Annotated in this window: 21 protein-coding genes; 11 read left to right on the top strand and 10 right to left on the bottom strand. The window is 53.8% G+C overall.

The window, feature by feature from the left end; all coding sequences use genetic code 11:
- Positions 1-9 precede the first annotated feature (9 nt).
- Genes mnmG through RSK20926_RS07945 form a run of 4 tightly spaced genes read left to right on the top strand, consistent with a single transcriptional unit; the run spans position 10 to position 4,230 of the window.
- Positions 10-1,884, top strand: coding sequence for a tRNA uridine-5-carboxymethylaminomethyl(34) synthesis enzyme MnmG (gene mnmG, locus RSK20926_RS07960; protein WP_037254422.1), 1,875 nt, complete (start codon positions 10-12; stop codon positions 1,882-1,884).
- Positions 1,881-2,516 (top strand): 16S rRNA (guanine(527)-N(7))-methyltransferase RsmG, encoded by a 636-nt coding sequence (gene rsmG / locus RSK20926_RS07955; RefSeq protein ID WP_008205686.1) that lies wholly within the window; start codon positions 1,881-1,883, stop codon positions 2,514-2,516. The genes mnmG and rsmG overlap by 4 nt, the downstream gene beginning before the upstream one ends.
- A complete protein-coding gene (locus tag RSK20926_RS07950) occupies positions 2,509-3,318 on the top strand; it encodes a ParA family protein (RefSeq protein WP_008205685.1) in 810 nt (269 codons plus the stop codon). Before rsmG ends, RSK20926_RS07950 begins: the two co-directional genes overlap by 8 nt.
- Positions 3,319-3,333: 15 nt before the next feature.
- Positions 3,334-4,230 (top strand): ParB/RepB/Spo0J family partition protein, encoded by an 897-nt coding sequence (locus RSK20926_RS07945; RefSeq protein ID WP_008205684.1) that lies wholly within the window; start codon positions 3,334-3,336, stop codon positions 4,228-4,230.
- On the opposite strand, the gene RSK20926_RS07940 is transcribed toward RSK20926_RS07945, so the two are convergent.
- From RSK20926_RS07940 to rph, 4 genes are read right to left on the bottom strand one after another with little or no spacing between them, the layout of a single operon-like run.
- Positions 4,231-4,584 carry a YbaN family protein gene (locus RSK20926_RS07940; protein WP_008205683.1) on the bottom strand — a complete coding sequence of 118 codons (354 nt, stop codon included), beginning with the start codon at positions 4,582-4,584 and terminating at the stop codon, positions 4,231-4,233. It lies immediately after the preceding gene.
- Between the two features lie 12 nt (positions 4,585-4,596).
- Positions 4,597-5,751 (bottom strand): radical SAM family heme chaperone HemW, encoded by a 1,155-nt coding sequence (gene hemW, locus RSK20926_RS07935; RefSeq protein WP_008205682.1) that lies wholly within the window; start codon positions 5,749-5,751, stop codon positions 4,597-4,599.
- Positions 5,744-6,358: an RdgB/HAM1 family non-canonical purine NTP pyrophosphatase gene (gene rdgB / locus RSK20926_RS07930; RefSeq protein WP_008205681.1), complete on the bottom strand. Its 615-nt coding sequence runs from the start codon at positions 6,356-6,358 to the stop codon at positions 5,744-5,746. The genes hemW and rdgB overlap by 8 nt, the downstream gene beginning before the upstream one ends.
- A complete protein-coding gene (rph, locus tag RSK20926_RS07925; protein ID WP_008205680.1) occupies positions 6,355-7,068 on the bottom strand; it encodes a ribonuclease PH in 714 nt (237 codons plus the stop codon). Before rph ends, rdgB begins: the two co-directional genes overlap by 4 nt.
- Positions 7,069-7,212: 144 nt before the next feature.
- On the opposite strand from rph, the gene hrcA reads away from it, so the two are divergent.
- The gene (gene hrcA, locus RSK20926_RS07920) at positions 7,213-8,277 is read left to right on the top strand and encodes a heat-inducible transcriptional repressor HrcA (RefSeq protein ID WP_008205679.1); all 1,065 of its coding nucleotides are present in this window, start codon (positions 7,213-7,215) and stop codon (positions 8,275-8,277) included.
- A gap of 9 nt (positions 8,278-8,286) precedes the next feature.
- Positions 8,287-8,850 carry a nucleotide exchange factor GrpE gene (locus tag RSK20926_RS07915; protein WP_008205677.1) on the top strand — a complete coding sequence of 188 codons (564 nt, stop codon included), beginning with the start codon at positions 8,287-8,289 and terminating at the stop codon, positions 8,848-8,850.
- Between the two features lie 91 nt (positions 8,851-8,941).
- On the opposite strand, the gene mutS is transcribed toward RSK20926_RS07915, so the two are convergent.
- Both mutS and RSK20926_RS07905 read right to left on the bottom strand, forming a co-directional pair.
- Positions 8,942-11,575: a DNA mismatch repair protein MutS gene (gene mutS / locus RSK20926_RS07910; protein WP_008205675.1), complete on the bottom strand. Its 2,634-nt coding sequence runs from the start codon at positions 11,573-11,575 to the stop codon at positions 8,942-8,944.
- Between the two features lie 101 nt (positions 11,576-11,676).
- A complete protein-coding gene (locus RSK20926_RS07905) occupies positions 11,677-12,516 on the bottom strand; it encodes a flagellin N-terminal helical domain-containing protein (RefSeq protein ID WP_008205674.1) in 840 nt (279 codons plus the stop codon).
- Between the two features lie 328 nt (positions 12,517-12,844).
- Between RSK20926_RS07905 and RSK20926_RS07900 the strand changes: the two genes are divergently transcribed.
- Together RSK20926_RS07900 and RSK20926_RS07895 are read left to right on the top strand one after the other, a co-directional pair.
- Positions 12,845-15,100, top strand: a complete 2,256-nt coding sequence (locus RSK20926_RS07900) for an NADP-dependent malic enzyme (RefSeq protein WP_008205672.1) — start codon at positions 12,845-12,847, stop codon at positions 15,098-15,100.
- Positions 15,101-15,105: 5 nt separating this feature from the next.
- Positions 15,106-15,978 (top strand): ribokinase, encoded by an 873-nt coding sequence (locus RSK20926_RS07895; RefSeq protein ID WP_008205671.1) that lies wholly within the window; start codon positions 15,106-15,108, stop codon positions 15,976-15,978.
- 40 nt (positions 15,979-16,018) lie between these two features.
- Here the strand turns inward: RSK20926_RS07895 and msrA are convergent, their stop codons facing one another.
- Positions 16,019-16,639 (bottom strand): peptide-methionine (S)-S-oxide reductase MsrA, encoded by a 621-nt coding sequence (msrA, locus tag RSK20926_RS07890; protein WP_008205669.1) that lies wholly within the window; start codon positions 16,637-16,639, stop codon positions 16,019-16,021.
- 199 nt (positions 16,640-16,838) lie between these two features.
- Here msrA and RSK20926_RS07885 point away from each other — a divergent pair, with 199 nt between their 5' ends.
- Both RSK20926_RS07885 and RSK20926_RS07880 read left to right on the top strand, forming a co-directional pair.
- A complete protein-coding gene (locus RSK20926_RS07885; protein WP_008205666.1) occupies positions 16,839-17,747 on the top strand; it encodes a D-amino acid aminotransferase in 909 nt (302 codons plus the stop codon).
- A complete protein-coding gene (locus RSK20926_RS07880; RefSeq protein WP_037254340.1) occupies positions 17,747-18,460 on the top strand; it encodes a hypothetical protein in 714 nt (237 codons plus the stop codon). Before RSK20926_RS07885 ends, RSK20926_RS07880 begins: the two co-directional genes overlap by 1 nt.
- A 63-nt stretch (positions 18,461-18,523) precedes the next feature.
- On the opposite strand, the gene RSK20926_RS07875 is transcribed toward RSK20926_RS07880, so the two are convergent.
- The 3 genes from RSK20926_RS07875 to RSK20926_RS07865 all read right to left on the bottom strand — a co-directional run bounded on the left by RSK20926_RS07875 (position 18,524) and on the right by RSK20926_RS07865 (position 20,788).
- Positions 18,524-18,808 carry an SCP2 sterol-binding domain-containing protein gene (locus tag RSK20926_RS07875; protein ID WP_008205663.1) on the bottom strand — a complete coding sequence of 95 codons (285 nt, stop codon included), beginning with the start codon at positions 18,806-18,808 and terminating at the stop codon, positions 18,524-18,526.
- A 104-nt stretch (positions 18,809-18,912) separates the two neighbouring features.
- On the bottom strand, positions 18,913-19,365 hold the full coding sequence (locus tag RSK20926_RS07870) for a DUF1810 domain-containing protein (RefSeq protein ID WP_008205660.1): 453 nt from the start codon (positions 19,363-19,365) through the stop codon (positions 18,913-18,915).
- 196 nt (positions 19,366-19,561) lie between these two features.
- The gene (locus RSK20926_RS07865; RefSeq protein WP_008205658.1) at positions 19,562-20,788 is read right to left on the bottom strand and encodes an argininosuccinate synthase; all 1,227 of its coding nucleotides are present in this window, start codon (positions 20,786-20,788) and stop codon (positions 19,562-19,564) included.
- 128 nt (positions 20,789-20,916) lie between these two features.
- On the opposite strand from RSK20926_RS07865, the gene RSK20926_RS07860 reads away from it, so the two are divergent.
- Positions 20,917-21,672, top strand: coding sequence for a hypothetical protein (locus RSK20926_RS07860; RefSeq protein WP_008205657.1), 756 nt, complete (start codon positions 20,917-20,919; stop codon positions 21,670-21,672).
- The last annotated feature ends 127 nt before the right edge of the window (positions 21,673-21,799 follow it).

Raw genomic sequence — 21,799 nt, 5'->3', positions numbered from 1 at the left:
GTGTTTCACGTGAAACATTCAAACTTTGATGTAATCGTTGTTGGTGGTGGACATGCGGGTACGGAAGCAGCTCATGCTTCTGCACGCCTGGGAGTCCGGACTGCTTTGGTCACTCTTTCCCAAGATGGTATCGGGGTAATGTCATGCAATCCAGCTATAGGTGGTCTAGGTAAGGGACACTTGGTTCGAGAGATTGACGCCATGGATGGGGTTATGGGGCGCGTCGCTGACCTGGCCGGCATTCAATTCAGGTTGCTAAACCGCAGAAAAGGGCCTGCTGTTCAGGGACCTAGGGCGCAGTCTGATCGTTCGGTCTACCGATCTGAAATGCTCCGAGAAACCAAGGCGCAAAAGAATTTGACTATCATCGAGGGTGAAGCCACTGATTTTGTGATGAAAGGAACGACCGTGTCCGGGGTGGTCTTGGCAGACAATTCGGAGATTTCAGCAGGCGCTGTCATATTGACATCGGGAACCTTTCTACGAGGGGTTATCCATATCGGTGATTCCTCGCATTCAGGTGGGAGGATGGGGGATCGCCCGTCCATAAAACTCGCTGAAAAGCTTCAGAGCTTCGAACTTCCGTTAGGACGATTGAAAACTGGTACACCACCTCGCTTGGATGGCCGGACGATCAATTGGGACATTCTGGAAAAACAGCCAGGTGACGAAGATCCAGTCTTCTTCTCTTTTCAGACGCAGAAGTTGAATATTCCTCAAGTCGATTGTGGAATAACACATACCAATGAAAAGACTCATGAGATCATTCGTGAGAACCTCAGTCGCTCAGCAATGTATGGTGGTCATATTGATGGTATAGGGCCCAGGTACTGTCCCTCAATTGAAGATAAGATCGTCCGATTTGCTGAGAAGAACTCCCACCAAATCTTCTTGGAGCCCGAGGGGGTTAGAGATTCTACCGTTTACCCGAATGGAATATCGACTAGTTTGCCTGTTGATGTGCAGGAGGACTATGTTCGTTCTATTATTGGCTTGGAGGCAGCCAAAATTCTGCAATCAGGTTATGCGATAGAATATGACTATGTTGATCCAAGAGCTCTTACGCTGGAACTAGAGTTAAAGGATGTGCCTGGTCTATATCTTGCCGGTCAGATCAATGGAACTACGGGCTATGAAGAAGCTGCTGCGCAAGGGTTAGTTGCTGGTGTCAACGCTGCTAGAAAAGTCCTCGAGAAGGATCCCATCATCTTCAGTCGCGCAAATAGCTACATCGGGGTAATGATCGACGATCTAACTACGAATGGGGTTACGGAACCTTATCGCATGTTTACCTCGCGTGCTGAGTTCCGATTGTCGCTTCGGGCTGATAATGCGGACCAACGACTTACTCCCGAAGGTCACTCAATTGGATGTATCAGCGAAGAGCGCTGGAAAGCCTTTAGCGCAAAGTCCGAAAAACTGGATACAGCTAGGCGTCATCTGGAAGGGAACAGATTTACTCCTAAACAGGTATCCAGTGCGGGAATTCATGTCAATCAGGATGGCAAAAAGCGAACAGGATTCGAAGTCCTGGGCTTTCCAAATGTAAGCTTCAATGATGTGGCGAACTTGGTTCCGGAGGTCCTGTCCACAGAACCAGAGATCCAAAAGCAGCTGGAACGTGATGCTCTTTATTCGAATTACATTGTGCGCCAGGAGCGAGAGATCGCTGCAATGAAGAAAGATGAAGGACATAAAATTCCTCGAGATTTCGACTATTCCCTGATAGAAGGGCTTTCTGCTGAGTTGATCCAAAAGCTCACCGCTGCAAGGCCAGAGACATTGGCAAAAGCGAGTCGCATAAATGGAATGACTCCGGCTGGTCTTGCACTTGTTCTTGCTCGGCTGAGACGAAATCAAGGTGGTCAGAGGGCACAAGGATGACTCGTGATCTGATCTGTGGAAGCTTGGATGTTTCACGTGAAACAATCGACAGATTGTCTCATTTTGAGCAAACGCTTTTCAAGTGGAACCCGAAGATCAATCTTGTATCGAAAAGTAGCCTTCAGGATTTTTGGACACGCCATATCGTCGATTCAGCGCAGGTCTTTCTACTGGCGGAGGACTATATCTCCAAAGAGGAAGATACCAACTGGCTGGATATTGGCAGTGGTGGCGGTTTTCCCGGTTTGGTCATTGCGATATTGGCTGCAGAGCGTGCCGCGCGGCTCTCGGTTACACTCATTGAAAGTGATAAGAGGAAGGCGGCCTTCCTGAGAACAGCTGCGCGTGAATGCGATGTTCGGGTGAAAGTTATTTCCGATAGAATTGAGAAGGTTGATCCCCAAAACGCAAACTTTTTGTCAGCGCGTGCCCTTGCTGATTTGGACCTTCTTTTTGAGTTTTCTGAGAGACATCTGCATCCGCGAGGCATTTCTTTCTTTCCAAAGGGCGCTACTTGGAAAAAAGAAGTGGATAACGCTGCAAGACGATGGCGCTTTGATCAGGAAGAGATTACAAGTTTAACTGAAGAAGAAGCCGTTGTTTTGAAAATCAAAGGAGTGTCTCGTGTCTGATTTCTCCCGCCCTGAGGGTCCACGAATTATCGCGGTAGCTAATCAAAAGGGTGGCGTAGGAAAGACGACTACGGCCATAAACTTGGCAGCTGCTTTGGTTGAGACTGGACTGAGGGTTCTCGTCGTTGATCTCGACCCTCAGGGAAACGCTTCAACAGGTCTGGGGATTGAAGCCGGAGACCGTGGCCTCACAACATACGATCTTCTAGTGGATGATACTCCGCTAGAAGAGGTGATTTATGCAACAGAGATTGAAGATCTTTGCATTATTCCAGCAACAGTAGATCTGAGTTCAGCTGACATTGAATTGTTTGCAAATGAGAAACGCAGTTTCCTCTTGCATGATGCGCTTCGCCAGACAGCGATGGATGAGTATGATTGGGACTATGTCCTAATCGATTGTCCACCCTCTCTTAACCTGTTGACTGTGAATGCAATGGTCGCGGCACATTCGGTACTGATCCCTTTGCAAAGCGAGTTTTTTGCACTTGAAGGGGTTTCGCAGTTGATGCTGACAATTCGGGAAGTTCGCCAAGCCGCGAATCCAAATCTTCGTATCGAGGGCGTTGTTTTGACAATGTTTGACCGTCGAAACAATCTGTCCCAACAGGTGGAGCAGGATGCACGAGAAAATCTGGGAGAGCTTGTTTTTAAAACAAAAATTCCCCGGAATGTCAGAGTTAGCGAAGCTCCATCCTTTGCTCTTCCCGTCTTGAACTATGACAGTAACTCACTCGGGGCACAGGCCTATCGTGCCTTGGCGGAAGAATTGATTTCAGTTCACCAGAATGTAGCGGCCTAGAAAGCGGAGGATAGAATGTCAGAGAAAAAAACGAAACCGCGTGGTTTGGGTCGTGGTCTTTCTGCTTTGATGGCAGATGTAAATCCTGATCCGGTAAGCACCGAAAACCAGTCACCAAGAAACTCTGAGGTTCTGGTGCCGATTGAAAAAGTTCAAGCCAACCCAGATCAACCTCGTAGGCAATTTCTACAAGAAGACCTGGACGATCTAACCGCATCAATCAAAGAGAAGGGTGTCCTTCAACCCCTGATCGTGCGCCCACGTCCTACGGGAATTTATGAGATTGTCGCAGGCGAGCGGCGTTGGCGTGCAGCCCAGGCTGCGCAGCTGCATGAAGTTCCTGTTCTTATTCGCGACTATTCCGATCTGGAGATGCTGGAAGTTGCGATCATTGAGAACATTCAGCGCTCTGACCTCAATGCAATGGAGGAAGCACAGAGCTATAAGCAGTTGATGGAGCGCTTTGGCCATACGCAGGAAAAGATGGCTGAAGCATTGGGCAAAAGCCGGAGCCATATTGCCAATCTTGTACGCCTCTTGCACCTGCCTGAAGACGTTCGGAATCTGGTTCACGATAGGAAGTTGTCGGCAGGTCATGCGCGAGCATTGATTACCTCCGACAATGCCTCTGAGTTGGCAAAGAAGATCGTAAAAGGGGGCCTATCTGTTCGCGCAACCGAAGCACTGGTGAAAAAGGATGCGGCGGGGGATAGTACTCCGTCCAAGCCGCGAAGTGCGCGCAAACCAGTGGAGAAGGATGCAGATACACGCGCCCTAGAAGGGGATTTGTCCGCGATCCTGCGAATGAAAGTCTCCATTGATCACGTCGCTGGCGGCGAAAAGGGATCCATCACAATCAACTATGATTCTCTGGATCAACTCGATGAGCTTTGTAATATTCTTAGCAAATAGTTAACTGGAGGGCCGGGTCCAAATAAAGGTCAGTACTACTGACAAAACCAGCACTTGGACTAGAAGTACTTTTAGAGGTACTCCAGCAAAAAGCGAAAATAGAAAAACGGCGGCGATCGAAAGACTTGCCGCCTTTTTTGCACCAGGTCGTATGGCACCGCGTTCCTGCCAATCCACGATCATCGGTCCGAAGCGGGGATGACTGATAATCCAGCCATGCAAGCGCTCAGATGAGTTTGCAAAAAAGAACGTCGCGAGAAGTAGGAAAGGAACGGTTGGCAAAAGCGGTAGCACGACACCGATCAGGGCTAAGGCGACACAAATAAATCCCAAACCAGCGTAGATAAACCGCATTATTTCAACCTGTTAGTCGACTAATAGCTCTCTGAGAACTGCGTTCAAAACGGAGCGACCCTGCGCTGTTGCCCGAATTCTCTGATCCGAGATAGTCACCATGCCCAGATTGACAAGGTCCTGAACCCGTTCCGCAGGCAGTTCCGATCCAGAAAGCTGTTGATAGCGGGGAATATCCATACCTTCAGAGAGTCGCATGGACATCATCATGTATTCGATAGATTGATCTACAAAGGTGAGTTCTTCACGCAGGCTTTCACCGGATCCTTTACGTATCTGATCTAACCACTTTCCGGGCGCTTTATGGGTTTCCGTAGCATACTTCCGACCGGCCAATGTCACTCGCCCATGCGCACCGGGTCCAATTCCCAAGTAGTCCCCATAGCGCCAGTAGATCAGATTATGCCGGGATTCCGCCCCTTCGCGTGCATGGTTCGAAACCTCATAGGCTGGCATACCGTGGGCATCGCAGATGTCCTGAGTTGCCTGATACATATCCGCCGCAGTATCGTCTGTCGGTAGATCTCTAAGTTTACCACGGGCATAGCGATCGCCAAAGGCGGTGCCTTCTTCGATAGTCAGCTGATAGAGAGACAGATGATCTATCGCCATGGAGAGGGCCTCTGTTAGTTCTGCTTGCCAGTGTCGCAGGTCCTGACCCTGGCGGGCATAGATGAGATCAAAGCTCACTCGGTCAAAACAGTTGCGTGCAATGTCAAAAGCCGCGCGGGCCTCGGCTACTGAATGAATGCGGCCCAGGCGGCGCAGGTCCTCATCGTTCAGGGCCTGGATCCCCATAGAGATCCGATTGACGCCCGCGTCGCGGTACCCGGCAAACCGGCCGGCTTCGACAGAACCGGGATTGGCCTCCAGTGAGATTTCGATGTCATTTGCAAATGGCCAGATCTTGGCGGCAGCCTCTATGACTGTTGTAACGGTATCCGGATGCATCAAGGAGGGGGTCCCGCCGCCAAAAAAGATCGAATTTAGGACACGCCCATCAAGGGCAGGGGCATTGCGTTCCAATTCTGCGAGATAGGCCTTTGCCCAGATCTCTTGATCAATCTTGGCAGAGACATGGCTGTTGAAATCGCAATAGGGGCATTTGGCCTGACAGAATGGCCAGTGGACATAGAGGCCAAACCCCCCGTTGTGCCAATCATCCACCGAAGCAGCCCTGAACAAAGGCAGAGACCGCGCGACCGCGGTGGCTGATCTGGTTCTTTTCTTCCTTGGGCATCTCTGCACAGGTTACATCATAACCGTCTGGCATGAACATAGGATCATAGCCAAAGCCGCCTTCACCACGGATCGGCCAGACCAGAGTTCCCGGCATGACACCTTCAAAGACCTCGTCATGGCCATCGGGCCAGGCCAGAACCAGAGTGCAGCGGAATTGCGCACTCCGGGGTGCATCAGCGCCCTTAGCAGTGATTTCATCATTGGCTCGGGTCATTGCCATCATGAAATCACGCCCATTCCCGGTTTCTGCCCAGTCAGCGGTATAGACACCGGGTGCGCCATCTAGTGCGTCGATGGTAATACCGGAATCATCAGATAGGGCAGGAAGGCCCGTGGCCTTGGCTGCCGCATGGGCCTTGATCCGGGCATTGCCGACAAATGTGTCTTCGGTCTCTTCCGGTTCAGGCAGATCCATAGCAGCAGCGCCGATCACCTTGACACCATAGGGGGCCAGGATCTCGGTGATTTCCTGCAGCTTACCTTTGTTGTGGGTGGCGACCAGGATCTGGTCGCCCTCGAATTTGCGGGTCATTCGCAAGCAGCCTTTTGCAAGGCGGCCAATTCGCTAGTGCCTTTCTCGGCCAGATCCATCAGCTGATTCATCTGATCACGGGAGAAGATGGAGCCTTCGGCAGACATCTGCACTTCGATCAGCTTGCCAGAACCGGTCATGATAAAGTTGCCATCCACGCCGGCTTCCGAATCCTCGGGATAATCCAGATCCAGCACCGGTTGGCCGGCGTAAATACCGCAGGAAATGGCAGAGACCGGATCCATAAGAGGGTCGATGGTGACATCGCCGGCCTTCATCAGCTTGTTTACAGCGAGGCGCAGCGCAACCCAGCCGCCGGTGATTGCGGCGCAGCGGGTGCCGCCATCGGCTTGCAGAACATCACAGTCGATGGTGATCTGACGCTCGCCCAGGGCAACCCGGTCAACGCCGGCGCGCAGGGCGCGGCCAATGAGACGTTGAATTTCAACAGTCCGGCCACCCTGTTTGCCGCTGGCAGCCTCGCGACGCATCCGGGTATTGGTGGCACGGGGTAGCATGCCGTATTCGGCGGTGACCCAGCCCAGGCCCGAACCTTTGATAAAGGGCGGGACGCGCTCTTCCAGTGTGGCAGTGCAGAGCACATGGGTTTCACCCATCTTGATCAGGCAAGAGCCTTCGGCGTGTTTGGTAAAACCAGTCTCAATGGAAACCGGGCGCATTTCGTTCAATTCACGTCCTGAGGGTCGCATGGAATATCCTTTTTTTGCTTGCCCCTCCGATAGCCGTCGGGGCGGCGCAGATGCAAGTACGATTGACCTTTTATCCCTTCGCTCTTTAATGGCAGACTAGAAAAAGAGCTCCCCTTACTTCAACAAGCTATCGCCGATTTTCAGATGACTGATGCCAAAGAAATCCTGAGTGACCTGAATGACCGCTCCCGCGAGGTGTTTCGCACCGTTGTAGAGAGCTATTTGGAAAGCGGGGAACCGGTGGGGAGCCGGACCCTTACCCGTTCGTTGAGCGAAAAGGTCAGCGCCGCAACTGTGCGCAATGTGATGCAGGACCTGGAGTTTTTGGGCCTCTTGAACAGCCCCCATGTCAGTGCAGGCCGGGTGCCTACCCAAAGGGGGTTGCGGATGTTTGTGGATGGGCTGTTGGAAGTCGAAGACCTGAATCGGCAGGATCAGCAGAAGATCGATGCAACACTGGGACAGAACGCTGGCGATGTGGGCGGCATGCTAGACCGAATTGGTGCGGCATTGTCCGGGGTAACCCAGGGGGCATCCCTAGTCTTGACACCCAAGCAGGAAAGCGAGATTCGCCATATAGAGTTTGTTTCCCTCGCAGCTGATCGCGCATTGGTGGTCTTGGTTTTTTCAGATGGAAGAGTTGAAAACAGGCTCTTTACCCCCCCTCCGGGACAGACGCCGAGTTCGATGCGAGAGGCTGCCAATTTCCTGAATGCCTTTATCGAAGGACGTACCCTAGGTGGGTTGCGCAAAGATATTCTGAAGGAAATTGAAGACCGGCGCCAGGAGATCGATGTCCTGGCGCAGGATATGATCGAAAGCGGGTTGGCCGCCTGGGAAGACAATGGCAATGATCAGGCCAGGTTGATTGTTCGGGGGCGTTCCAATCTTCTGGCAGAAAGTGGCGTTCCCGAAGAATTGGATCTTATCCGCAACCTTTTTGATGACCTGGAACGCAAGCAAGATATCGCGGAATTCCTGGAACTCACTGAAGAAGGTGACGGTGTGCGCATTTTTATCGGTTCAGAGAACAAACTTTTTTCACTTTCGGGTTCCTCTTTGGTGGTCTCTCCATATATGAACTCGGATCGAAAGATCATTGGCGCGGTTGGGGTGATTGGCCCGACTCGCCTGAATTACGGACGGATTGTGCCGATTGTGGATTACACGGCGCAACTGGTTGGAAAGCTGCTTTCCGATCGGACATAGAGGTGAAAAATGGCAGAGCCCAGAAACGAAGATTTTTTGGACGACATCGCAAATGCCGAAGCCGAGGAACTGGCGGAGGAACTGGCCGAAATGGATGACGCCGCGATTGAACTGGATGAGCTGCGGGCAGAACGCGATCAATACAAAGATCGCTTTATGCGCGCACTGGCCGATGCCGAGAATGCCCGCAAGCGCGGAGACAAGGCGCGCCGTGAAGCAGAAAACTATGGCGGTTCCAAACTGGCCCGGGATATGTTGCCGGTCTATGACAACCTCAAGCGGGCGGTAGAATCAGCGAGCGACGAGCAGCGTGAAGTCGCAGCGGCCCTGATCGAAGGTGTTGAGCTGACCATGCGTTCGCTTCTGGGTGTGTTTGAAAAACATGGTATTCGGATTGTTTCGCCTGAAGTTGGCGATCGTTTTGATCCGCAAATGCATGAAGCTATGTTTGAAGCTCCAGTGCCTGGTACAAAGGCGGGGGACATTATCCAGGTTTCTGCGGAGGGTTTCATGTTGCATGATCGCCTTTTGCGCGCGGCGCAGGTTGGCGTCTCTTCGACACCTGCAGGATAAATGGACGGGCCCTGGGGGGCCCGCTGCCTGCGGCGCAGGTATTTTGGGCAAAATGAAACAGCGGTCTCTTTTGGGAGGCCGTTTTTCTGTTTCAGCCAGCAGCGTCTTTCAGCTGGTAGAGCATGTCGAGTGCTTCACGCGGTGACAGATCGTCTGGGCGGATCTCTGCCAGGAGCTGTTCTGCTGGGGAGGGTCCAGCGGCAGGCTTGGGCTGGGGTGGCGGAGCGGCGGCAAAAAGCGGCAGATCGTCAATCTGGATTTTAGCGCCTGCGCCTTCTCGGCTGCCTTGTTCAAGCAAATCCAGAACGTCGCGGGCACGAGCCACTACGCTGGCAGGAAGACCAGCAAGCTGGGCCACCTGAACACCATAAGAGCGATCGGCAGCCCCTTTTTTGACCTCATGCAGGAAGATAACTTCGCCTTCCCATTCCTTTACCGAGACAGTGGCGTTCTCAACGCCTGCCAGTTTGTTCGAGAGCTGTGTCAGCTCATGGTAATGGGTGGCAAAGAGGGCGCGTGATCTATTTACCTCATGCAGGTGCTCTAACGTGGCCCAAGCAATGGAAAGCCCGTCATAGGTGGCGGTGCCCCGCCCAATCTCATCAAGGATTACCAATGCTTGGTCATCTGCCTGATTGAGGATGGCCGCTGTTTCAACCATTTCCACCATAAAGGTTGAGCGTCCGCGAGCAAGATCGTCAGAGGCGCCAACGCGACTGAAGAGTTGGCTGACCAAACCAATATGGGCAGCTTCTGCCGGGACATAGCTCCCCATTTGAGCGAGCAGTGCGATCAAAGCGTTTTGGCGCAAGAAGGTTGACTTACCGGCCATGTTTGGACCTGTTAGCAACCAGATTGCAGCACCCTGTTCAGCAGATAGATCACAATCATTGGCAATAAAGCTATCACCGCTCTGTTGTCGCAGGGCACGTTCCACGACGGGGTGACGCCCGCCGGAGATCTCTAAGGCACGACTGGTGTCGACCTTTGGACGTGTCCAGTTTTCTCCGCGTGCCAGGTTCGCGAGCCCGGTCACCAGATCCAGTTCTGCCAGGCCACGAGAGGCGGCATTTAGGCGCGGTGCTTGATCCAGAATGGCCCGAGAAAGATCTGAGTAGAGACGCTTTTCGATTTCTAAGGCACGGTTGCCTGAGTTCAGGATACGGGTTTCGATCTCGCTCAGCTCTACCGTGGTAAAGCGCACCTGATTGGCGGTGGTCTGGCGATGAATGAAGCTTTCGGACAAAGGAGGCGACAGCATTTTGTCCGCATGGGTTGCGGTTGTCTCGATAAAGTAGCCCAACACATTGTTGTGTTTAATCTTGAGCGAGGTAATCCCAGTGTGTTCGGCGTATTTTTGTTGAAACCCGGCAATAACCGATCGGCCTTCATCCCTTAAGGTTCGTGCCTCATCCAGTTCCTCGTCATATCCAGCGGCGATGAAGCCGCCATCTCGTGCCAGAAGCGGGGGTTCTGCAACAAGAGCCCGATCAAGAAGGTCCAAAAGGCTATCAAAGCCGGTTAGATCCGAAGTCGCCCCGACCAGCAACGGAGGAAGGTCTTCGGATGCATTGCGGTGTGCGATTGCTTCTGCCTGAGCCAGGCCATTGCGAATGGCGGCCAGGTCTCGTGGCCCACCCCGGTCCAGGGCGAGGCGCGATAAAGCCCGGTCCAGATCCGGTGTCTTGCGCAGAGCATCCCGTAAATCCGCTGCCAGATGGTCCTTCTCGACCGCAAAATCCAGGGCCGCAAGGCGTGCGTTAATGACGTCCAGATTTCGAGAGGGGCTGGAGAGGCGTTGCTCCAGCAATCTGGCCCCACCTGGGGTCACAGTGCGGTCGACTACCGCAAGCAGGGATCCGGCCCGTGACCCTGAAAGCGAACGGGTGAGTTCCAGGCTGGCGCGTGTTGAGGCATCAATCTGCATCACGCGATCTTCGGCTTCCTGAACAGGGGGCTGCAGGAGCGGTAGCTTACCCTTTTGGGTGATTTCCAGATAGTCGATCAATGCGCCCATGGCTGAGATTTCAGCCCGGGAAAAACTGCCAAATCCATCCAGAGCGCCAACGCCAAACAGCGCACAGATGCGCTTTTCGGCGGCTGTGCTGTCAAAGCTTGCTTTGCCAAGTGGCGTTATTGGTATGCGAAATTCGTCCGCCAGTGGCACGGTTTTTTCATAGGTAGCGCCCTCGGCCAGGATCAGCTCTGAAGGCGCAAGTCGCGCCAGTTCCGGTGACAGGCGTACCGGGTTCAGGGGCATCACGTGAAAGGCCCCGGTGGAAATATCTGCCCAAGCGAGGGCGGATTCTTCGCGAAGCTCTGAATAGGAGACCAGAAAATTGTGGCGGCGTGCCTCCAACAGGGAATCTTCGGTTAGGGTTCCCGGGGTGACCAAGCGCACCACATCGCGCTTTACCACCGATTTAGAGCCTCTTTTCTTGGCTTCGGCTGGGCTTTCTAGCTGCTCACCTACGGCGACACGAAAGCCCTTCCGGATTAGTGACAGCAGATATCCCTCAGCTGCATGGACAGGGACGCCACACATAGGAATATCATCACCGTTGTGCTTGCCGCGTTTGGTCAGAGCGATGTCCAGAGCCTCGGCAGCATTGACGGCGTCTTCAAAGAACATCTCGTAGAAATCGCCCATCCGATAAAAGAGGAGGGCGTCAGGATACTGCGCCTTAATCTCGAGATATTGTGCCATCATTGGCGTAACGGTCATGCGCGCCCCCTGCCGGTAGTCCCAGGGTGATGTCTACAATGGGGCCCGCTAAAGGAAAACCCGATTGTGCTGGATGGCAGGGGCAGGGAGCGTGCAAAGCTCTACAGTTTCAGTAGAGCGTTCGGCATGGAATTGGCGATTGAAAGCGATATCAGGCCCAGCTGATGCTGAGTTTCCATCGCCATGAGACGGGTAATCGACTCTTCCATGTTCGTATCGGTTAAGTTGCTGATGCCCAGCCTTGTGGCATCAGCCAATTGCCCGACAAATTGGTTCTGATCCGAGACCTGCCGGGTACTTGCACCCAGTGCTGCCGCGCCATCAATGGCATATTGCATAAAGCCCTCAATCTCCTGCAATGCGGTAAGGGCGGATGCGCCGTCGGTGATAGCGGTTCGATTGTTGATATCGAAACTTGGACTGCCCTCCAGATCAAGAGAATCCACCGTGATGTTCGTGAGTGTTGGCGTTGCTGAGCCTTGACGATCAAGGGAAGCAGCGATCGTTAGGGAACTTGCACCGGTGCCATCGATGTCTGTCTTCAGCAGATTGACGCCATTGAACTGGGAAGAATCAATGACCGAATTCAACTGAGAGGTCAGATGCTGCATCTGCGTTTCAATTTTGGAATGGTCTACGTTCTGACCGGTTCCCAGGATTGCCAGCTGACGCATTTCGCCCAGAATGTCTGTGGCAAACTCGGCACCTGCTGAAGCAACTGAGAGGGTGGCCTCCCCCAGAGATAGAGAATCTGACAGGGCCGAAAAGCCGGAAACATCTGCCTCCATGATTTGGGATATGGCCCAAATCGCAGCATTGTGGTTGGCAGAGCTTATGCTTTTTCCGGTACTTACTTGGTTGAGCGTGTTTTCCTTCGCCGGAATGATACCGCCAAGCATCTGTAAAGCGGCCATAGCACCACCATTTGTAGGTATATGCATTATTCGATTTCCTTTTGGTCACAGCACTACGCCAAGGAAAACGGGGTCGCATTTCGCAAAACCCAACGCCGTTCTGGCGGGCACACTTGGCACAAAGGAGGGAAACTCAGACCTGGCCGTTTCGTCGACTTCTGAGGCTCCGGGTTAAAGCTTGCGCAAGGAATGGAGCCTTCAGGTGGTGGAAATGTGGCGGAACCATGTCAAAAACGTCGGTATTTTAATTGCTTTTTCTTGAAGCATCTCTTTTGAAAATTTCAATTCCGCGCATTGAGGGGCGTGAAATGCTGCGATATGACGGTCCTCGATCAGGAGAGGACTGCGAGACCCCATGCCAAAAGCTAAGATTACCAACGAAGAGGCCCTTGCCTTTCACCTGGAGCCAAGCCCCGGAAAATGGGAGATAAACGCAACCGTCCCCATGACCACACAACGTGACCTGTCGCTGGCCTATTCCCCCGGTGTAGCGGTGCCTTGCGAAGCGATCGCCGAAAATCCGGAAACTGCGTATGATTACACCAACAAGGGCAATCTTGTTGCAGTCATCTCCAACGGGACCGCAGTTTTGGGATTGGGCAACCTTGGTGCTTTGGGCTCCAAGCCGGTGATGGAAGGGAAATCTGTCCTTTTCAAGCGGTTCGCTGACGTGAATTCGATCGATATTGAGCTGGACACTGAGGATCCGGATAAGTTCATCGAGGCGGTGAAGCTGATGGGGCCGACCTTTGGTGGCATCAATCTGGAGGATATCAAGGCGCCGGAGTGTTTCATCATTGAGCAGAAGCTCAAAGAGGAAATGGACATCCCGGTCTTCCACGATGATCAGCACGGGACGGCGGTGATCTGTGCAGCTGGCCTGATCAACGCGCTGCATATCTCGGGAAAGAAGATCGAAGATGTGAAGATCGTGCTTAATGGGGCAGGGGCTGCGGGCATTGCCTGTATCGAGCTGCTCAAGCGCATGGGCGCACGGCACGAGAATTGCATCGTCTGCGACACCAAGGGGGTGATCTATCAGGGTCGTACCGAGGGTATGAACCAGTGGAAATCGGCCCATGCCATCACCACTGAGCTGCGCACTTTGGAAGAAGCCATGGATGGTGCTGATGTTTTCCTGGGCGTGTCGGTCAAAGGTGCCGTGACCCAGGAAATGGTTGCCTCCATGGCGGATAATCCGGTGATCTTTGCCATGGCAAACCCGGATCCGGAAATCACCCCGGAAGAGGCGCATGAGGTGCGGGTGGATGCCATCGTCGCCACCGGGCGTTCGGACTATCCGAACCAGGTCAATAACGTGCTGGGCTTTCCCTATCTCTTCCGCGGGGCGCTGGATATCCACGCCCGCGCCATCAACGACGAGATGAAGATTGCCTGTGCCCATGCTCTGGCAGCGCTCGCGCGCGAAGATGTGCCGGATGAGGTGGCGCTGGCCTATGGGAAATCGCTGACCTTTGGTCGCGACTATATTATCCCAACGCCTTTTGATCCCCGGCTGATCTATCGTATCCCTCCGGCGGTAGCCAAGGCCGGCATGGACACCGGCGCCGCGCGTCGTCCGATCATCGACATGGAAGCCTATGAGATTTCGCTCAAGGGTCGGATGGATCCAACCGCTTCGATCCTGCGCGGCCTCAATGCCCGTGCACGTTCGGCCCAAAGCCGGATGATCTTTGCCGAGGGAGACGACCCCCGCGTCCTGCGCGCAGCCGTCACCTATCAGCGGTCCGGCTTTGGTAAAGCGCTGGTTGTGGGTCGTCAGGAGGACGTCAAAGCCAAACTGGAGGCCGCAGGCCTAGGGGATGCTGCACGTGAGCTGGAGGTGGTGAATGCCGCCAACACCACACATCTGAAGACCTATAAACAGTTCCTTTACAAGCGTTTGCAGCGCAAAGGCTTTGACAGGCATGACATCCACCGGATGGCAGCCCGCGACAGGCATGTTTTCTCTGCACTCATGTTGGCCCATGGGCATGGCGACGGCCTGGTGACCGGGGCAACCCGGAAATCTGCCCATGTGATGGACCGGATCAACAGCGTCTTTGATGCGGATGCGGAACATGGCGTTGCCGGCGTTACCGCGCTCTTGCACAAGGGGCGGATCGTCCTGATCGGCGATACGGTGGTGCATGAATGGCCGGATGAGAATGACCTCGCCAATATTGCCGAGCGCGCAGCCGGCGTGGCCCGCCATATGGGGCTGGAGCCAAGAGTGGCCTTTGTCAGCTTCTCAACTTTTGGTTATCCGGTTTCCGAACGGGCGGAGAAAATGCATATCGCGCCAACTGTTCTGGACGCGCGCGGTGTGGATTTTGAATACGAAGGTGAGATGGCAGTAGATGTGGCCTTGAATGCCACTGCACAGGAAGCCTACCCCTTCCAGCGCCTGACTGGACCCGCCAACATTCTGATCGTCCCAGCGCGTCACTCGGCCTCAATCTCGGTGAAGCTGATGCAGGAAATGGGCGGTGCCACAGTTGTGGGCCCGATCCTGTCCGGCGTACCAAAGCCGATCCAGATTTGCTCGACCACTTCGACAGCAAACGACATTCTGAACATGGCCGTGCTTGCGGCCTGCAACATCGGGTAGGCGCGATGGCAATCTGGAACCTGGGATCAATCAATGCGGATATGGTTTATGCCATGCCGCATCTTCCCACCGCGGGTGAAACCCTTTCTGCCTCCGGGTTGGAGCAGTTTTTGGGTGGAAAAGGGGCCAATATGTCTGTTGCGGCCGTGCGCGCAGGCAGCACCGTGTACCATATCGGTGCAGTAGGCCCCGAAGGGGCCTGGGCGGTCGAGCGGTTGACTGAATATGGCGTGGATACGCGCCGTATTGCGCGGGTTGAGGTGCCAACAGGTCATGCGATCATTGCCGTGGAACAGGCGGGTGAGAACCAGATCATCCTGTTTCCAGGTGCAAACCGCGCCATCACTGGCGACCAGATTAACAGTGCTCTGTCAGGGGCCAGCGCCGACGATATTCTGGTTTTCCAGAATGAGACCAACCAGCAAGCCGAAGCTGCAAAACAGGCCAAGGATCTGGGACTGCGGGTTGCCTATGCGGCCGCGCCCTTTGAAGCTGAGGCGGTTCAGGCGGTCCTGCCATATCTGGATATCCTTTTCCTCAATGAGGTTGAGGCAGAACAATTGAGCCAGGCCACTGGCAAAGCACCGCAAGATCTGGTTGTTGCGGATGTGATTGTTACGCTTGGGGCCAAGGGCGCGCGCCATTTTGATGGCCGGACTGGGGAGGTTCTAGAGGTGCCAGCCCTGCCAGTTACTCCGGTTGATACCACCGGGGCAGGGGATACATTCACTGGTTATGTCCTCTCTGGGTTGGACCTTGGGTTACCGATGCCACAAGCGATGGCACAGGCTGCACGGGCCGGCGCATTGATGGTGATGCGACATGGAACGGCGGATGTCATTCCTGATCAGAAAGAAGTGCAAGAGGCGCAGTTCTAAACTGCGCCCTTTCCCATCCTGACGTCCTCTTGTTGGCGTTTTAATGCCCCTTTGAAAAGGGGGCAGCGTCCCCCCAAAGCTGCGCAACACGCGCATCGCGGCCACAGGCCTGGCGATAGCGTTTATATGCGGTGGACTGCCGTTTGGGCCCAAACCGTGTGAAAACCAGCTTCTCACCCTTATAGTAATCCTGATGGTAGTCTTCGGCTTTGTAAAAGGTCTTGGCCTGCAGCACTGGAGTTACGATTTTCTGCCCCAGCTCTGACTGCGCTTTGGCCAAAGCCTGCTCTGCAAGGCTCATTTCTCTAGGGTTAGAGACGAAAATGGCCGTTCGGTAGCTCTCTCCACGATCACAAAACTGACCACCCGCATCGGTGGGATCTACGGACCGGAAGAAGAGGTCCAGAAGATGAGCACGGCTGACTTTTGAGGGGTCAAAGCTGATTTCCACGGCTTCATAATGCCCGGTCCCGCCTTTGCCGATCTGTTTATAAGTCGGGTTCTTGGTTCTACCGCCAGTATATCCAGAGACCGCTTCAATCACGCCTGGAACGCTCTCAAAATCGCTTTCGACACACCAGAAACAACCGCCGGCGACGACCAGTGTTTCAACCTCTTGAGCCTGAGCTTTTTGTCCATCAAGCACAGCGGCAATTGCCATCAAAGCAGCAAGGGCAACGGGTCGAATATTCTGTCTCAGTTTCTGTGAAAATGCCATGAGAGCCTCCGTTTTCCAGCAGCCTGCCGGGAGGGGGCGGTACACACAAGTCCATGACATGCGATGTCACGCATAGGTGAGGGCAAGTTACCGCTTGGAAATCGGATCCAATCCTTCTAGCGTGCCGCGCGAGGAGGATCCCATGGCAGAAAAAATGAGCACCCATCAGGCGGCGGAAGATCAAAGAAACGAAGAGATCTTGATCTATCTGAATGGCAATATTGTCCCAAAGGCTGAGGCCACCGTCAGTGTTTATGACAGCGGCTTTATGTTGGGTGATGGGGTTTGGGAAGGGCTGCGTCTGTACAATGGGACATGGGCCTTTATTGACGAGCATCTTGATCGGCTGTTCGAAGCTGCCAAGGCCATTGATCTAGATATCGGTTTGGATCAAGAAGGCTTGAAAAGGGCTGTGTTAGAGACACAAACGGCCAATGGTATGACCACAGATGCCCATGCCAGACTGATGGTTACACGGGGGCCAAAAACACGCCCCTTTCAGCATCCTTCACTGTCTCAACAGGGGCCAACCATGGTGATCATCATGGAGCACTCACGGCCCAATCTGCCACGTCCTATCCATCTGGCAACGGTGCCGCATTTGCGGGGCCTGCCGATGACACAGGATCCCAAACTAAATTCTCATTCCAAGCTGAATTGCATCCTTGCTTGTATCGCCGCTGAGAAAGCCGGCGCAGATGAAGGACTGATGCTGGATGTGAATGGTTTTGTGAATACCACCAATGCCTGCAACTTTTTCATCGTGCGCAAAGGGGAGGTTTGGACCTCAACCGGAGATTACTGCATGAACGGCATTACCCGACAGAAGGTGATCGACCTCTGCCGAGCCAATGGCATCCCGGTTTACGAGCGCAATTACTCCCTGGTTGATACCTATGGGGCGGATGAAGCCTTCCTCACCGGCACTTTTGGGGCGCAAACCCCGGTGGGGCAGATCGATGGCCGCCAGATAGGCACTGGTCAGATGGGCCCAATGACCGAGCGGATTAGAGCGCTTTACAAAGATCTGATCACCCGGGAGTGTGCCTGATGCGGATTGCGATGTGGTCAGGGCCACGGAACCTCTCTACGGCGATGATGTATGCCTTTGGCAACAGGGGTGACTGCGCAGTGGTGGATGAGCCTTTCTATGCGGCATATCTTGCGCAGACTGGCCTGGACCATCCCATGAGAGAGGAGATCCTGGAAAGCCAGCCTCAGGATCCTGTAGAGGTTGCGCAAAAACTCCTTGGGCCGGTTCCGGCGGCGAAACCTCATTTTTATCAAAAACACATGACCCAGCATATGGTGCCTGGGATGCCACGGGACTGGATGCGGGATGTGACCAATGTCTTTCTGATCCGGCATCCTGCGCGCGTTATCGCGTCTTATGCGGCAAAACGGGAAAACCCGACATTGGATGACATTGGTTTTCGGCAGCAGGCAGAGCTGTTCAAACTTTGCCAGGATCTGGGGCAGAACCCCATTGTGATTGATAGCCATGATATCCGCGAGGCTCCGGCGGCTAAGCTTGAGCAGCTTTGTGATGCTCTTTCGATCCCTTCTTCCCCAAAGATGCTGAGCTGGCCAAAGGGCGGCCATGCCAATGATGGGGTTTGGGCGCCCGTCTGGTATGGTGCGGTTTGGAATTCAGAGGGTTTTGCAGGACCAGAGGGGAACCTGCCCGACGTGGAAGAGGAACAGCAGCCTGTCCTCAAGGCAGCGATGTCCTACTACGAAGAAATGAAATCCCGAAAGATCTGAAGAGGCGCATCCACGTTATGCGCCTCATATTAAATCAAGAGAAATAGGGAAACTGAAAACGCTTTAGCTGATCAGCTTTCCCAGTTTCATAGCTGTGGAAACATCACCGGAAACCTTTAGCTTGCCCATCATTATGCCGGTCATCGGGTTTAGCTTACCGGTGAGCAGCTTTGTCAGGTTTTCCTGACTGATGGCGATTGTGCAATCTGTTTCGCGATCTTGTGTATCTGCAGTTCCTTCTGCCAGAACAACAACCCCATCAGCCCCGCAATCGAATTTGAGAGTGCCCTCAAAGCTCTTGCCGGTCAGGCCTTTACGAATACCTTCAGCGATTTCTTCCAGTGCCATTTTCTCTCTCCTGCCGCTTTGACCTATTGGGTAGGTGCGCTCCCTGTGGCAGGCAAGCATGACGGCAGGGAAAGAGCGTAGCGATCCCGCATGAACACTCGATCTCAGGAGACGGACTGCAGCGTTACATCGCAGGGTTCGGCGGCATAAAATGTGGCCAGAATAGTAGCAAATACATCCGGCGCACCTGGAACAGCCGCAAAGAGAGTCATCGAAGAGCAGAGTTTCTTAGCATCAGTTTGACCAAGTATTTCCATGGCTGTTTTATCCTGATGGGACAGGACCAATTCGCTTACCTCGATCAGGCGCGCCCGCAGAACTTCATGCTCCAAGTAGGCCTTGGCTTCAGAGAGATCCTCAATCCCATAGAGCTGCGCCATGTGAGATTGCCCGAGTTCGGCAAGTTGAGGAAAAACAAACCACATCCAATGGCCGGTCTTTTTCCCGGCCTTGAGTTCGGAGAGTACCTCTGGCCAAACGGTGTCCTGAGCTTCCACAAACATTTCAAGCTCTTCTGCGAAATCATCTTCAAAGAGGTCATCCTCTTGATCGGTCATTTCACGCTCCGTCCAGGCTGATTTTTGCTGACCCTAGCCCAAGCTCTTGGCCTGTACCAGATGCTCTTTGCACCGGTTCGGCCACAATAGGTAGTGGATTTGGTTTCAGATGAGAGCAAAAAGGAAGAATTGCGGAATAGAAAAAGGGCTACGAGACAAACCGCAGCCCTTTACTATTTTGTACAGAAGCTGATGCTTACTTTTTCAGGCGGCGCTCACGGGCTGCCAGAAGCTTCAGACGCAGTGCGTTCAGCTGGATAAAGCCCGCTGCATCGGTCTGATCATAGGCGCCGGCGTCTTCTTCAAAAGTCACATGGGCCTCGGAGTAGAGCGTGTGATCCGACCAGCGGCCAACGCAGGTGGCGGAGCCCTTGTAGAGCTTCAGACGCACAGTGCCGGAAACATGGGTCTGGCTGGCGTCGATGGCGGCCTGCAGCATTTCGCGCTCTGGGGAGTACCAGAAACCGTTGTAGATCAGCTCGGCATAGCGCGGCATCAGCTCATCCTTGAGGTGCATCGCGCCGCGGTCCATGGTGATGGACTCGATGCCGCGGTGCGCCTCAAGCAACAGGGTGCCGCCGGGGGTCTCGTAGATGCCGCGCGATTTCATGCCGACAAAGCGACCCTCAACCAGGTCAAGGCGGCCACAGCCGTGCTTTCCGCCATATTCATTCAACTTAGTCAGGATGGTCGCAGGCGACATGGCTTCGCCATTGATGGCAACCGCATCACCTTTTTCAAAGGTGATCTCGATGAACTCAGGCTGATCTGGGGCATCCTCGGGGTGAACGGTGCGCTGATAAACGTAATCAGGTGCCGCAACAGCCGGATCTTCCAGAACCTTACCCTCGGACGAGGTGTGCAAGAGGTTTGCATCAACGGAGAAGGGGGCTTCGCCGCGCTTGTCCTTGGCAACTGGGATCTGGTTCTGCTCGGCAAACTCCAACAAGCGGGTGCGCGAGGTCAGATCCCATTCGCGCCAGGGCGCGATCACTTTGATGTCGGGGTTCAGCGCATAGGCCGCCAGCTCAAAACGGACCTGATCGTTGCCCTTGCCGGTGGCGCCATGGGCGACAGCATCGGCGCCGGTGGCCTCAGCGATCTCAACAAGACGTTTGGAGATCAGCGGGCGGGCGATGGAAGTACCCAGCAGGTAGAGGCCTTCGTAGACCGCATTGGCGCGGAACATCGGGAAGACGAAGTCGCGGACAAATTCTTCGCGGACATCTTCAATAAAGATGTTTTCAGGCTTGATACCCAGCATTTCCGCTTTTTGGCGGGCGGGCTCCAGCTCTTCACCTTGGCCGAGATCGGCGGTGAAGGTAACAACTTCGCAGCCATATTCGGTCTGCAGCCATTTCAGGATGATAGAGGTATCAAGGCCACCGGAATAGGCCAGCACAACTTTCTTGGGCGCGGACATGGAATTTCCTCTCAGGTCAGATCGACTGGGCGATAACGGGTTTCAGCCGCAAGGGCAAGGTTTACTGGGGTTTTCCTTCGCCAAGTGCACGTATAGGAAGACTGGCAATTCTTTGCACTCATTTGAGGATGTTGGCTGTGATCGGATGGAAGGTTTTTTACCATTCAGTGCTTTTGCTGTTCTGGAACCGTAATGCCGCAGTCAGAATCTTTTGGCCCATGATCGTAACAACCTTGCTGGTCAACTATCTGAGCTATGAAAGATTGGTAGAAGATCTCGTCGATGGATCAACAAGAGGGATATGGTTTGGATTGGCCTTCTGGTTGATTGAGGTTTTTGTTTCCATCTGGGTGGCCATTGCCTGGCATCGCTACATTCTGTTGGAAGAAGAGGGTAACCTATTGCCCAATTTCTATGGCCGATCCTTTCTTGAATACTTCGGAGCCTTCCTTTTGGTCGGCCTTGCCTCCAGCCTGCTGGGTTTCCTTGTCTTCATGGCTACTACGTTTTCTTCAATCTTGATCGGGTCGGCGATGTATTCTTTCCTTCCGGAATCGCTCATAGCCCTCCCTACTTTTTTGGCTATGCTGTGGACTACCTCCAGACTATCCCCTGTTTTCCCGGCTGTGGCGCTGGGACAGAAAACAACATTAAGAGAGGCCTGGAGAGTCACTTCTAAAGTCAAAGGCTCGATTGTTCTGATCCTGCCTCTGTTCTACCTGCTGAGCTTTGGGCTGGGCTATGGCATTGTGACTGTGGTTCCCCCCGTCAGTTCTTTACTTGCTGGCTTGGTCGCGGCGTCTGCGCAATGCATCTGGGCGATGGTGGGCATCAGCATTCTCACGTCTATCTACGGTGTCGTCGTAGAAGGTCGCGAAGTTTAGAAGCCAGAGTTTTTTGTTGTTTCTGCCAACAAGGTCCATTCGGGCTTAAATGTTTGGTCGTTGGCCAACGACAACCGGGGTTTTCCTTTTCTGCGCACCCTCCTAACGTGGACGGGAATTTTGAGCT

The organism is Roseobacter sp. SK209-2-6 (assembly GCF_000169455.1).
GTDB lineage: Bacteria > Pseudomonadota > Alphaproteobacteria > Rhodobacterales > Rhodobacteraceae > Pseudophaeobacter.
Note: the sequence above shows the minus strand (reverse complement) of the source record. Positions and strands in the feature narration are given on the sequence as shown.